Source organism: Lentzea flaviverrucosa, assembly GCF_003350445.1.
GTDB lineage: Bacteria > Actinomycetota > Actinomycetes > Mycobacteriales > Pseudonocardiaceae > Lentzea > Lentzea californiensis.
This window is the reverse complement of record NZ_QQAU01000003.1, coordinates 369,133-382,841: the sequence shown is the minus strand read 5'-3', so window position 1 is coordinate 382,841 and position 13,709 is coordinate 369,133. Positions and strand designations below refer to the sequence as shown.

Annotated in this window: 10 protein-coding genes; 5 read left to right on the top strand and 5 right to left on the bottom strand. The window is 58.1% G+C overall.

Annotated features, from left to right (window positions below; genetic code table 11):
- The first annotated feature begins 89 nt into the window (after nucleotides 1-89).
- A complete protein-coding gene (locus tag DFR72_RS11640) occupies nucleotides 90-1,208 on the top strand; it encodes a helix-turn-helix domain-containing protein (protein WP_143086564.1) in 1,119 nt (372 codons plus the stop codon).
- 65 nt (nucleotides 1,209-1,273) lie between these two features.
- Here DFR72_RS11640 and DFR72_RS44960 read toward each other — a convergent pair whose 3' ends face one another.
- The gene (locus tag DFR72_RS44960; RefSeq protein ID WP_143086565.1) at nucleotides 1,274-1,519 is read right to left on the bottom strand and encodes a hypothetical protein; all 246 of its coding nucleotides are present in this window, start codon (nucleotides 1,517-1,519) and stop codon (nucleotides 1,274-1,276) included.
- 166 nt (nucleotides 1,520-1,685) lie between these two features.
- Between DFR72_RS44960 and DFR72_RS11635 the strand changes: the two genes are divergently transcribed.
- On the top strand, nucleotides 1,686-2,528 hold the full coding sequence (locus DFR72_RS11635) for a helix-turn-helix domain-containing protein (protein WP_090062712.1): 843 nt from the start codon (nucleotides 1,686-1,688) through the stop codon (nucleotides 2,526-2,528).
- 53 nt (nucleotides 2,529-2,581) lie between these two features.
- Here DFR72_RS11635 and DFR72_RS44955 read toward each other — a convergent pair whose 3' ends face one another.
- Both DFR72_RS44955 and DFR72_RS44950 read right to left on the bottom strand, forming a co-directional pair.
- Nucleotides 2,582-3,388 (bottom strand): hypothetical protein, encoded by an 807-nt coding sequence (locus tag DFR72_RS44955; RefSeq protein WP_143086566.1) that lies wholly within the window; start codon nucleotides 3,386-3,388, stop codon nucleotides 2,582-2,584.
- On the bottom strand, nucleotides 3,381-5,072 hold the full coding sequence (locus tag DFR72_RS44950) for a hypothetical protein (protein ID WP_143086567.1): 1,692 nt from the start codon (nucleotides 5,070-5,072) through the stop codon (nucleotides 3,381-3,383). Before DFR72_RS44950 ends, DFR72_RS44955 begins: the two co-directional genes overlap by 8 nt.
- A gap of 619 nt (nucleotides 5,073-5,691) precedes the next feature.
- On the opposite strand from DFR72_RS44950, the gene DFR72_RS47875 reads away from it, so the two are divergent.
- Complete coding sequence (locus DFR72_RS47875) at nucleotides 5,692-5,985, top strand: DEAD/DEAH box helicase family protein (protein WP_114773660.1); 294 nt, start codon at nucleotides 5,692-5,694, stop codon at nucleotides 5,983-5,985.
- A 76-nt stretch (nucleotides 5,986-6,061) separates the two neighbouring features.
- Here the strand turns inward: DFR72_RS47875 and DFR72_RS11620 are convergent, their stop codons facing one another.
- A complete protein-coding gene (locus DFR72_RS11620; RefSeq protein ID WP_170176232.1) occupies nucleotides 6,062-9,292 on the bottom strand; it encodes an NACHT domain-containing protein in 3,231 nt (1,076 codons plus the stop codon).
- A gap of 724 nt (nucleotides 9,293-10,016) precedes the next feature.
- Entirely contained in the window at nucleotides 10,017-10,847 is an 831-nt protein-coding gene (locus DFR72_RS11615; protein WP_090062715.1) for a PIN domain-containing protein, read from the bottom strand.
- A 235-nt stretch (nucleotides 10,848-11,082) separates the two neighbouring features.
- Between DFR72_RS11615 and DFR72_RS11610 the strand changes: the two genes are divergently transcribed.
- Together DFR72_RS11610 and DFR72_RS11605 are read left to right on the top strand one after the other, a co-directional pair.
- Complete coding sequence (locus DFR72_RS11610; RefSeq protein ID WP_211335391.1) at nucleotides 11,083-12,393, top strand: McrB family protein; 1,311 nt, start codon at nucleotides 11,083-11,085, stop codon at nucleotides 12,391-12,393.
- A 116-nt stretch (nucleotides 12,394-12,509) separates the two neighbouring features.
- Nucleotides 12,510-13,553, top strand: a complete 1,044-nt coding sequence (locus DFR72_RS11605) for an McrC family protein (RefSeq protein WP_170176231.1) — start codon at nucleotides 12,510-12,512, stop codon at nucleotides 13,551-13,553.
- Nucleotides 13,554-13,709: the final 156 nt, after the last annotated feature.

Genomic DNA, 13,709 nt, shown 5'->3' with positions numbered 1-13,709 from the left:
CATGGATCATCGGCGACCACCTCGACTGGTGGCAGCGAGCAGCCGCACGCCGCCGTCACCAGAGGCCCAGCCACTAACCGGGCGCTCGGATGGACGACCTAACACCCGAAGCACTTGCCGAAAAGTGGTTGTCGTTCACCAACGAACAGCGGTCCGAGTTGCTGTCACGTCGACGTGAGAACCAGCTCAACGAGAACGCGCTCGACAAGGCACCCACCAACCACGGCGAGACCGCACAGGCTTCCAGACCCACGAGCGCCCCGGTGCCGCGTATCTCGCCAAGCTTTCGCTCCAGAACGAGGAATCCGGACATGCCTCTTAGGTACTCAACCGTGCGCGGCCGAGCGTTCGGCGAAGGCATACGAGCAGCAATCGCACAGTCGGGGATGACCGGCCGAGAGCTTGCCGACGTGCTGGGCTGGCAGGAAGCCAAAGTCTCAGACATGGTGAACGGCAAAGGTGGGATCACCTTTCAGGACGTCGTGCTGGTGCTCGGCGCCTGCCGAGTCCCCGAGCCCGAGCGCGAACGCCTGCTCGACCTCTTTCCCGACAGAGAGCTGGATGGCTGGTGGCAACCGCACGGCAAGCACATGCCGATCCGACCGCGCACCGCCCGGACCCACCTCGCCGCGGCCGAGTCCCTGGTCAGCTGGCATCCGCATGCAATCCCAGATCTCCTCCAGACGACTGACCACGCCCGCGTCTGGTTGACTGCCTCGGCAACGGTGCCGGCGACCGAAGTGGACGAACGGTTGCGCGCGCTACAGGAGTTGCAGGAACTGCTCCGCAACGGCGTCGACTGCACCTTCTACATCCACGAGTTTGCGCTCGTGCTTCAAGTCGGCGGACACGAAGTGCACGTCACCCAGCTGTGCCACCTCATGCTCATGGCCAACTGGAAGAGGATCAAGGTCCTGATCGTGCCGGCTGCAGCCGGTGCGCATGCCGGCATCGCTGGTCCATTCACACAGCTCAAGTTCCCCAAGTATCAGCCGCTGATCTGGGCCACGACCGAGAACTCCAGCCTCTTCGTCGAAGAGAAGTCTGCGACGGACAGCTACGAGTCGGTCATCCAGGCACTCGGCAAGATCAGCCTTGACCAGGACGAGTCAACAGCCTGGCTCAGCCGCCTGTGCGTGCGCCTCCAAGAAGCCAGCGGAGCCGAACGCGTGACCGGCGAAGACGACGAACCCTTTCCGCCGCTATAGACGCGAAGCACACCGACACCGACACAAGAGCGAACACCGTGATGAACCAGGACAATGGACCTGCCCTAAAGTCCGCCGCGATCAAGGCCGTGGCGACGCAACTGAACGGGGCGTTGGAGAGCGGCCGGCACCAGAAACACAACCTCGTCCAGGAGATCAGGTGCAACGTCGACCGGCACGCTCAGTTCGGCCCGAGGCGACTCAGTCTCGCCGCAACGCTTGTGATTCTCGCTGTCCTCGTGATCGGCGGGACCGCCAGTTTCCTCGGAGGTCGCCACGGCAAGAAACTGACCGATGGCTGCCCTCCTCACGGTTCTCATGATCCTCGGAGTCTTCCTCGTCGATCAAGTCCGGCTGACGCAACCACGAGACGGCTCACTCAAGGCACGCCTGTACGTCGGCGCTACGAATCACAAGGTCCGCCCAGTAGCCGAACTCGTTCAGGACGATACCAAGGCATGAGGTGTCGACTCCTTCATGCCTAAGGACTTCCAGGCCACCGCGCTTGAACGCGCCGTCGGCCCAAAGCTGGCCGACTGGCGAGAGGAACGCGGCCTCAGCCTCGTCGAAGCGGGCCGACTCGTCGGCTTCAGCAGCGCCAAGTTGTCCATGATGGAGAACGCGATACAACCCTCGCCGACCGTTGACGTCATGGCCCTGGGCTACGTCTACAGGGTGCCTACACCTGAGTGGCAGTTCGTGATGTCGCAGGCGCAACACGCGGCCGACCTGAGGATGTTCCAGCAGCCACTAGCGGCCATCTTCGACCCGACTGACGACTTCCCTCTTCTCATTGCTGACGCGACACGACTGCGGACGTTCACCACGGACACTGTTCCGACCATCTTCCAGCTCGCCGACTACACCGCAGCAATCACGAGGCGGAACGACCCAGCCAAGGCCGCACAGCTCTTGCGTGTCAGGAAAACATGGACAACCCGATCAGGCGGCGACGATCCCCTTGCCGTCGAAGCAGTGTTCCCTGAAGCGGTGCTGCGACAGCTAGTAGGCGGAAGGCGCGTGCTGAAGGCGCAACTGCTTCACCTCATGGAGGTGAGCGAGCTGCCAGAGGTGAGCCTTCGGGTGGTAGCGCACTCGGCTGGCGGCTACCCGGCGATGAGCTGCCCCTTCACGTGGTTGAGTTTTCCGCACCGACAGCACAACGACGTGGTCTACACAGAAACGTTCCTACGTTCCGAGTATATGGAAACCCGCGCTCAGGTCGAACAGACGGCGGAACGCTTCTCCGCGCTCCGGACGATAGCTCTCGACGAAAACCAGTCGATGGAGCTCATCACTGAAGCGGCCACTCTCATCTAGCCGACGCGGCCCAGCGCACACAGAAATAAGCAATCTAACCCTGCTGCTGCACATCACGAGAACAGAGCGTCGTACGCAGCTCTCGGCGCCAGACTCTTCGATTCAGAATCCTTCTTGCTTCGAAACAACGAGTATAATTTTGAAAAGGTGGCCTGATCAACTGGGTAATCACGAGTCAGCAGTCCAGCATTTCTCCAGCGCTCGAACGTCCTGATAAACAAAACCTGATTGATCTCCTGAGCGAAGCTTCGACAAATCATTGCCGCTTCGTGAAGTCTCGCCAGGTTTATTTCCAGACTCAGGCGCCCACTACTACTGACTACACCTAGAGCTGTAGCGTTCGCAGTTCCAATACTCCCATGCGCGTGCACGGCCGCATGCCTAAGATGACAAAGCTGATCAAACTTATTCAGCACGTCATTACAAGCACCACTTGTCTGAACATCAATATCCGTCAACTTCTTCACGGCCTTCTTGACCTCACCTGCTCCGGCCAAACTTGTGCCGTCAAAAAGTCCATACGCCACTTCTTCTTCACCGTAGTAGCCGAGGCTCGCAAAGGGAACCATCTGAGTCCCAGCATGTGCGCGCGAAAGAGGGCAAACGTTGAGTAGCCCTACGAGGATAGCCCGCAAGAAGGTCTCGGCTGCACTTACATGCCCCAGAAGCAAAAGGCGCCCCAGGACTGGTGACTGCTCAAGTAATTCTAGCTGGCCAACAAGTGTGATCGCTTCAGCAGCCTCGTAGTAGTTGTCGATCGGCGCCTGCGGGTTCTGTTTGTGCGGCTGACAAGCAGCTTGCACATCTAGCACTACACCCGGACCAGCAGCGCAGGCACGTACGTCACCAGTTTTAGACACTGACATACTCCTCCGCAGCGGAGTAAATCCTCTTCGCCCAGACTGCGCCAATGTAGTGGCCACGCAGAAGCTCTTTGTAGTCAACGTCTAGCAGTACGTCTTGCACAGAGCGCAAATCTGTCTTCGCAAGGGCACTCTTCTTCTTTTCTGGAATCGGAAGGTCACTCAGAGGCCGCTGCAATATCTCGTGATAGAGCGACTTGTCGCTTAGCGGCTTTCCGCACTTCATACAGAACTGGGCATCCTCACTGACCCGTGCGGCACCGCAGTTATTGCACGGCGTAAGGTTCAATGTGCAACGCGCCCTGTAACCGTCACCAAGGAAAGTTTCCGGTCGCCCACGAACGAGGCCCGCAGCAGGTCGCTTAAGCAGTGACGTCACAATGTCGCGCGCGGCAGGGTTGCGCCCAAGAGCAAGCGCGTTCGACGAAATGACAAATCCAGCGTGTACCTCGTACCGCTCGTACACCCACCCAGCGCCGCGAGACTGGGAATCAAGAGTACGGATGATTCCAGCGTACGCCATCAGGTCGATAACCTGCTCGAACTCTTTCGTGATCGGCCGACGAACACCGACAGTAACGATCTTCTGCCCGATACCCTTAGGGGAATTAAACTTCTGCAGCGCGCCAAGAAAAGCATCCTCAAGGCGACGGCCCTCAGTAATTAGATTCAGATACCGGGGGATCTTCTCTCCTGTGCTCTCGAATACCGTCCGCACAATGGAGACGTTCTTTTCAATAGCGGAGTCGGCACTCCGACGCGTGGGCGGCGAATGCGTGCCTTCGTCCTCGTCATACTCCAAGACTTCTTGAATCATCGCCAGGAAGCTACGAGGCATACCAAAAGATGCCAACGCCAAGTAATTCAGCAACTCAGCACGGTCACCGTCAAACTCCTCGCGCATCTGCGCAGGCAGTCTGCGAGTAAGAACCTCTTGCATTGTTTCAAGGTATGCAGGGTCGTCAGCGCGGTACCACGCCTCCAAAACTTCGGCATCATGGCCGACATGCATGTTGGCGGAGTAATTCGTAACTCCGGGATATACCGCAGCCTTCGGCGCCACGGTTCGAGTTCGCAACTGACGGAAGATTTCAAAAAATTCTCGCTGCTGCTGGGCCGAGAATGCATGCGCGGCATCATCGAAGAGAAGAACCGCTCGTTTTCTTCCCGCCTCAGAAACAAAAGAGTTGATCTGCGATATCAGCTGCGTCGGCGATACTCGACCAAAGCTGTCCGGGACCACGCCTACTTCGAGGTTCTCAATCAGATTCTGAGACCCCTCCAGGAGATCACGTACGCCTGCGGCTACGGCAGGATCCAGATTAGCGTCGGACGCCACCTCGCGAAGGCCAATCACAACTTTTGCAATTACCCACTGCCGAAACAGATCTGTAGCGTCCGGCCTAATCTTGAATATCGGCTCAATTGCAAGATGCTTCGCATAGTTGACGTAAACCGGAAGTGCTTCTTTACTTTCGAGCAACTGAAAGTACGCGAGCCTCATCAAGGTCGACTTACCTGACCCACGTGGGCCGGTCAGGAGCTTCGCTCCCGTTCCCTTTAGTTTGGCTACCACTTTCCGTTCACGAGCTGACAACGCCGTCCATGATTCAAGCTGCCCGCGGGTGAGGTGCTCCGCCCGTGTCTCGAAGATGCTGCCACTTCGGTCGTCCTGCGTCATCAACCCTCCTTCGGGTGCAAACACAGTACTGCACTCGCATCTGTGGTCACGTTCTAGGCGAGGAAGACTCGGAAGTAGTCAGACAGCGATCTGGCGTCCACATCGCTGCCTACCCAAAGTTCAGCGTGTGCCGCGGGGCAGAGAGTCGTTTCCATTCCGTGTCCAGCCACGAGTTGCACCAGCGCGCTGGTTCGCGGGCACGAACGGCGGCCGGTCTGACTTAACCTGCTCGATGGGCACCGGCTCGACTACAGACGTTGACGGTCCCCGTCTCGTGAGCCGCCCCGGTGGATGCTTCTCCGGTGCTGCTGCCGGCAGCTCGTCGACCGTGCCGCCTGGTCGGGTCACCATCACTGGGCTTGCCGGAGGTACGTCATACGAGCGCAAGCCCTTAGGCGACTTGCTGTGATGCCGCCCCGTGCGGCCTCCGCGGCCTGTGCGGCGAGCGTGTGGCGACATAGCAAACCTCCAGCTCATCTAGCAAACGCAAGTTCTACACCGCAGCGGTCGCACGGTTGGCGTCCGACACGCGCGCACTGGTCGTCGTCTCCGCGTTCTCGGCTGCGAGGCAGTCTTAGGAGACGTCCAGTGCCAGGTGCTCGGCTAGGGCCCCGAGTCGCTGTGGTTCCACCAAGGCACAGTCCTGCTTGACTGGCACAAGAACCACTCCGGACAGAACTCGGCCGACGGCGCGATCGAGTTGCCGACTGGTGCCGGCAAGACGCTAGTCGGTGGACTCATTGGCGACTTTCGTCGGCGAGTGACGGGCGAGCGGGTCGCGTACCTGTGTCCGACTAAGCAACTGGCCCGGCAGACTTCGCGTTGGTCGCGACAAGACCTAACCCGCGTCGTGCTCCCCCTACCGCGCTGGCGCCTCTCGCCGAGCTCGCGGGCTGCACCACATCCCAGCTGATCCGCGCACCGCGTGATCTTGCGACTGAACGGAGCTGACCGTGTCCAACGTGAACCACTACAGGTCATTCCCCATACTACATCTCCACACCCTCTATTTCGATGCCCTCTCCCAAGTTCTCTATTCCGTCATGCGAAAAGCTCTTATCCAGCCGAAGCTTAATCTTCAATCCAGCAAGCGGGCTCAAATCCCAAGGTTCAGCACACTTGGCGATTTTCAACTCGGTAAGACTGCCTAGTCTCGTCAGCGGCTCCAAATCTACCCGACTGACACTTACCAGGCTCAAAACTTTCAAAGACGGCAGCGCGTCAGCGATTCCACTTAGCGAAATGGACTTCGTCCAGCCAACGTACAGATTCTGAAGCTGATCCAGATGCACAAACTCACCAAACCCCCTAGGCAGGGACAACTCATACAGACTGAGGTTAGTAAGGTGCGCCAAAGAAGAAAGAAATGAGAAATCTGAAATACGGTGGACAAAATCGAGCGTTAGATTATGAAGCGGAGTTAGATTCTCCAAGATCTTCAGACTGCGCCAGGGTGACGACTTCTTCCTAAAAAGAGTGGCGCTGTCAAGATCAGTCAGCTTACCTAAAGCCTGGGTGCTCGTAAATCCACTAGCCGAGTAGAAGCCGATCTGGCGAACTTCAGAATGTTCCGCAAGCGGCCTGAGGTCCAAGGATTTGGAAACCTGTGCACTGACCGCCCATAAATGCGGTACGCCTTCCAAGAAATTTACATTATCCACCACCTCGCCCGAATCAATACTAGAACGCGACAATCGCTGAAGCTCACTCAAGAATGGAACAAGACGCAGTTGTCGCACATGGATAAACCCCCTAATCAACGGCGCATCAGACAAGACCTCAACAGCATAAGATTGCGGATCGAAATACTGCCACGCGTCAATTAGCTCACGCTGCACGCCCTCTCGCGGATCTGTACTGTATAGCGCAAGCCGACGCAGGACATCACTTCCTCCCGATTGCCATGCCGCTCGCACAGTAGCTTGAGCTGACGTTTCGCTGAGTTCAGATAGATCAGTAGGCAAGTATCTAATGAGACGTTGGCCGATTGCCCCTAATGATCGCGTTTCCCGCGCACTTCGCGGAGGTACTAAATGTTCTTTGATTTCTCCTTCGATTCTACCGAGAAGCCTAGGATCGATTTCCGTAATTGTCTCCAAGCAAGCTGAAGCAAGCAGCCTCAGTCGCCGAGCGTAACGCGACTCGCGCTCCGCTCTTGCCAGTATTTCAGATAACAGCTCACTTAGTTGCGGCCTTTTCGCGTGCCCACACGCCATCACAATTGTTTCCCACCATGAATCACGATGAGCGTTGTCAACTAGCGTATGTATCTGATGATCCTCTGTAGCCTCTTCAGCAGCCAGGAACTCCTGGAAAGTTCGGTGAACAAAGTCCATTCGTCCCGGCGTTGGCTCGCGGATTACACCACTTCTAGCCAATAAGTGCTGCGCCAGGTCGACAGGTGATACGTCTACATTCGGCATTGCAGGCAACTTAAGTTCAATGTATCTCAGCATTGTTTCTGCCGAAATTTCCGCCCGGTTTCCTGTGGTTAGCCGCCAGGCGAGATCCCGCAGTATGGCAGTCTTCTCAGTGGTGTCAAGCAAGCTCGCAATTCCCCGCTCGCTATCTCGCATATGCAGAAGCATGTCCAGCGCTTTGCGGTACAAGTCAATTCGGTTGCGCGGCAGTTCAGAAGTGCGCTCTAAATTCAAGGCGCACAACATTGCGCAAAGTAATGGATTAGTGGCCAGCACTCGCAAATGCGGCCTCGCCGCCAATTGACGTCGCAATCTTTCTTCCGCAATAGGCAAATCTGAAGGGGAGCACGGTAGCGATCGAGCATGCTTTGCAGCATCGTGCCAGCGATTCAGAAATACAATGACTTCGCCTGGCGCCATTTGCTCTAGCATAACTGAGGTAAAACCTTCTTCGGCCAACCATTTCCGATCGGCGGCGGCAGGCCGAGAAGTAACGATGAACTTAGCTTTAGGAAAAGCGGTAGTGAGATTTTGGAGCCACGTTCGTACTGCACGCCTCTTAGGCGGAGGAACTTCGTCAACTCCATCGACCAACACTAAAGCATTACCCAAATGAAGCTGAGATCGAACCCATCCTTCTGGCTGCTCAGCCGCGAGCAGTTTGGCGGCGTGCAGAATAAATTCTTCTGGTTCCGGAAGGGGGTCATCGGAAAAGCTTCGAAGACGTATTGGGAACGGCGTATGACTGTTCCACGCCTGTAGCTCGTCTTTGAACCCGGATTGCGCCGCAGTTACTGCCAACCAGTCAAGCAGAGTGGTCTTCCCTGATCCTGCTTCGCCACGCAGAAGGACGCGCGGTGACATCGCTAGCGCTGTCTCCACTTGCATTGTCCCGCTAGCGGATTCACGAATCGAAGAAATGAGCCAATCCTCAATGATATCCGAGCGACCGCGACCGCTACCTCTATACTTACGCGAGACAGAATCTATTGAGGTGACACTCAAACTCAGGTAAGCCATACTAAGCGCAAGCTTAGGCCGGTGGCGCATCGACAACCCAAGCAGGTCAAGCCGATCAAGCGATGACGAAATGTAGTTCATATAGTCGGCGGAGAACTGCTCTACGTTACTGCTACTCTTCCGATAAGGTAGACGATCAAGAATCTCGTCCAGCTTTACAGAAATAGAGGTGAGTCGCCGCAAAGATTCAACCGCCGAAACAGCTTGGAACTCGGGAAGCTCTCTTGCGAGATGCACAAGCACTATACATGCCCTCCGCAGAGCGGCATCGTACAAGGCTGCGGATCGGCTACTTAGGCCGGCCCGCTCGATAGCCAAAGGCTGACCGCGCCGAATCTCGTGATATACACGGATTGGATCAAGATCTTGACCAAGAAGGGCCGCATCTGAAATGTCTGCCTCTTCTAAGGTATCCGTGACCGCTTCAAGCGATGCAATGACCTCGTTCTGAGGAAGGCCGTGTGAAAGTCTGGCGCAGGTCGGCGCAAGTTTGCGCGCCACCTCGTCTTCTACTTGCCATAGCGTTTCTAAAACCTCTCGCTCTCGGCGAGGAAGAGGAAATCTAGATCGAATTAGACTTGAGAGATCGCGGCCTCGCCGATTTTCTGCCTTTTTCTCATTGAACCAACCTAATGCAAGTTGCTTCACGAGAGCCTGACCAATCCTTCCGACTGCGATCTCGATGCTGGTGATGACATCCTCCTCAGTTGCCGGCCAACCAACGGAGGCTCGTTGACTGTTGCCACGGTCGCAAGCAGGCAAAAGGGTGACAGTTGGCAAGTCACCTGCTCCCCAGCCAGGTTCCTGACCTGAGCGAGGCCGACTCGGACGGCCCCTGGGCTCGCACATCCACAGCTGAGTGGAGTGGTAGGCCACCGCAGCGTCTCCGGTCAGGATCGCTTGCAGTACGCACTTGTTGGACGCGATAGAGACGCACTGTCACGTATCCGGTTCACGTACTTCAGCAACCCTCCCAGCAACACGACTCTCACCTACCCGCCCTAGACACCTCATTTCTGCGCCGGGACACATCTGGAGCAGGCTGTCCCTCGTCCCCTTTGCAGATACCTGCAGGTCGGCCTCAGCCGCAGTACGTGAGACCCGTCCCGCACAACCATCGGCGGGACGGGTCTCACGTACTGAACGGGCCAGGTGAGGCTACTCAGGGCCAGGAAGGGCTACGTGGGTGAATAGTGTGCGACTTCGTCCTCGGACATCGAAGTTGATCAAGCGGATGAGGATTTTTCAGTCCTCATCCGCTTTTTCCTTCATGGCGTCTACCGCTGGGCACGTAGGCCCGCGATCGAGCACACATCTCGACGCAATGCGGTACCGCATCATTCTGGAGAGCGTCAGCTCTCTATCCGAGCCATTGAAGGGCAATCACAAACCAGCCATGGGATCCGGTCGAATCCGACTCCCAGGCGGGCGGCTCGCTGGGCGTGCATACACAGGATCCTTCGACCGTCCTCCAAGGCTCCTGAGACATGCCGGTTGGAGGGCTTCAGCCGTCGTCGCGGTCCCGTCTAAAGGCCATGGGCAGCTCGACAGCGTCGACGCCAGCGGCCCGCGCCCGGAGCCCCAAGTTGAGGTCATGGGTTAACAGGCGGACCGGTGTGCCGCTCAGACCAGCCAGAACCACCGCCTGGTCCACAAGTTCGTCGTCGACTTGCGGCAGCCGCCGGTGCCCGCGCTCCTCCAGGAGTACCTCGAGCGTGGCCCCGAGCACGGCGCCGGTATCGGGATGCACCAGCTTCGCCGCGCGGCCGGCCGCGACTGCATCGGTGATCTCGCGGAGGGCCCGGCTTGCTGCCCTGGCGCGCTTAGCCATCGCTGCGCTGCCGGTGTGGCCCTTCTCGTCCAGCTCGGCGATGACGCAGAGTGGCACCACGAGCCGCACGAGGCCCGGTGCGTCGAAGAGCCGGGACCACGTGATGCGGTTAGGGGGCTGGTAGTGCATGAGGCTGTTGGTGTCGTAGACGAGGATCAGGTCGCCCGGCCGCCGGGCGAGGTCCAAGAGCCGTGCCAACTGTTGCTGAACCTCGCTGAGCGCCGCGTACTGATGCTCGATCTCCTGGTAGAGCGGCATCAAGCTCATGTCGCTGGCCGCGGCACCCCGCAGGTTCAGGATGGCCACGTACCGCGCGCTGCGCACGCCTTGGGCAAGATCCGGTTCGACGAAGAGTTGCTGGAGCTGACGCTCGGCGTCGCCGGCCCACCGCAGGTACGCCGTGGCCGGGTCGTTGCGGTGGCCGCGCAGATTGCCCAGCGCGGTGAGCACGCGGCCCAGCGTGTCCGCGGCGGCAGGTGCCGTAACTCCCTGCTTGAGCCTCATCTGCCGATCATGACATCTAGCCGTCTGGGCGCTTCAACAATCAGCGTGTCGACACGTTGAGCGAACCGTATCGGGCACCATCACCTCAACGGCTGGACGACATCCTGTGCGACTTGCCGCGATGGACGACCACGGCAGGTGGCGGCGGACCGCAGGCGACGGCACAGCGTCTCACTTGCAGGCAAAGTCGACTCGCGCCCGTAACCTCATCATGCCCGCGAGCGATGATCAGGGTGTGCAGGCGACGGATGACACAGGCGAGGTCCTCGACGCGGACTTCGAGGTCGAGTCGGACGGTGACGGACTCGCATTGGTCATGAAGAGCGCGAGTGGCAGGTCCACTGGAAGACCGAACGGACGCAATCCGCAGTACAACCGTGCTCTTGAACTGTTACTCAGTCGACTTCGCCATCGTGATGCCGTACTGGTGAGCGGGATAGTTGACTCCAGCAGCGTCCAGAATCTACCCGAAGCGGACCGCACGATTCTGGATGAGTCTGTCTCGCTGGCCGACTTGACAGACATCGAGCAGTTTCGAAAGAAACTGAGCGGCGCCCAACACAGGATCACCAATTCGGCGGGTCGCAACTCCACAAAGCAGATCCGTTTACGGTTACGGGTTCCTGGTTACACCGCGAGCGACGCGAACCGTCTGGCGACAGACCTGTCACAACCTGTTACTCAGCCAGCAGGCGGGGTAGAACTGCCGCCCGCGACCCTGGACTTGGCCGATCGATTGTATTTCGAGCAACCTTGGCTAGAGAAGCTAATTACGCTGTTGCAACACCGTAAACAGGTCGTGATGTATGGACCTCCCGGAACCGGGAAAACCTATGTTGCTCGGGAGCTGGCGCGCCATATCACAGACCCTGGCGCGATCCGCCTTGTACAGTTCCATCCCTCCTATACTTATGAAGACTTCTTTGAGGGGTTCCGCCCCCGCCTCGATGGAGGGACAGCAGCTTTCGACCTTGTACACGGCCCACTGCGCCGGCTGGCCACGGACGCCGAGGCAGATAAGGGCAGGCCATATGTCTTAATCATCGATGAGATCAACCGCGCAAATCTGCCGAAAGTGTTCGGGGAGCTATATTTTCTTCTGGAGTACCGCGACGAGGCTATTGACCTCCAGTACTCCCCCGGCGCCCGATTCAAGCTTCCGCCGAATGTGTTCATAATCGGTACAATGAACACAGCCGACCGTTCTATTGCACTTGTGGATGCCGCCATGCGACGCCGGTTTGCGTTCGTCGAACTCCACCCAGACCATCCACCAGTCAGCGGCGTGCTGTCGCGGTGGGCCAAGACAAACGGCAAAGGCAGCGAACGAGCATCTCTACTCGATAAACTCAATCAGGCGATCGGAGCGGACCATGAGTTCAAGATCGGTCCTGCCTATCTGATGAAACCAGATGCGGACCACGGCCTCGACCTCGTGTGGGAACACTCCATCTTGCCGCTCCTCGAAGAGCACTTCTATGAAAGCAAATCCCGGCGACAAGTGCACGATACCTTCAGCCTCAACGCCATCCGCAACCGCCAATGATCGTTCTGAAAGAGAACGACCAATCAGGTGCGACGGTCTCGCTCACCCCTGCGCAGGCGGCCTATCTACAGGACTGCAGTTTGGTTGAAGTCCGGCCTAGCGGTTCAATTTACCGGTTGGTTCCGAAGGTCAAGCGAGTCGGTGCGGTGCACGCCCACGGGCTTGACGTCGTTGTAACACCCAAGGTCACGATCTCTCGCCTGCTCTTCATGCTTGGATATGCCATGAATCCTGGCTTCCTACCCGAGAACGTTGAGGGTGTGACCGCCGCCGATCTCTGGGCAGCCGTCGCGGAAACTTTATGCCGCAACGTCGAACGCGCGCTCGTACGCGGAGTGCTCCTTGGCTACACCACCGAGCATGCGACAAGCACCGTGATCCGCGGCCGCATACGAGTCGGGGACCAGATCACTAGCCGCCCTGGCCGGCTGATGCCTGTGGAGATCACACACGACGAGTTCACCGTTGATATCCCCGAGAACCGCCTGCTGCGGGCAGCAGTGAGCCGCATGATCTCTGTCCCCCGCGTCGATCCGATGATTCGAACTCGGCTACGCCATCTGCTGAATCGCCTGGCGGACGTCTCCCCGCTGACACACGGTGCGCCCTCGCCACATTGGAGAGCAACCCGACTCAACGCTCGCTACCATCCCGCGCTACGGATCGCACAACTCGTCTTAGACACGCTCTCGTTTGAGGTCGGCGAGGATGGCCTGTCCATCGCCTCATTCGTTGTCAACATGGAGAAGGTATTTGAGGACTTCGTGACCACCGCGCTGACCGAGGCGTGGAACGGTGGTCGAGGCCGAACCGAACGCCAGTACCCCGCCAAGCTTGACACTGACAAAGCGATCTCTATGACCGTCGACGTCGTCCACCTTGTAGATGAGGTGCCTCAGGTAATCGTGGACGCGAAGTACAAGCTGGAGACCGCATCTGGACGGTACCCGAACTCTGATATCTACCAAGTTCTCGCGTACTGCACCGCACTCCAGGTAAACCACGCTTGGCTTGTCTACGCCGGCGACAGTGCCAAGATCACATCACACTGCATCCTCAACTCGTCTATCACAATCACGACGTGGGCCCTTGACCTCCAAGCTTCCCCACAGGACCTAGTCGCTCAAGTTGAGCGACTAGCTCAGATCGCTCTAACATAAAGTCATTGCTGCTGAATCAGCTCAGTCCGGTATCTTGCGAACCTAATCCATCCCGCCGAGCTTCCCCGTGGGGTGCCAAAACGGCTCAACGGGCCTGACCTGCGGATCACGCTGCTGCCGGTTCATACTCGTTGATCAAGCCGCCAAACACCTGCC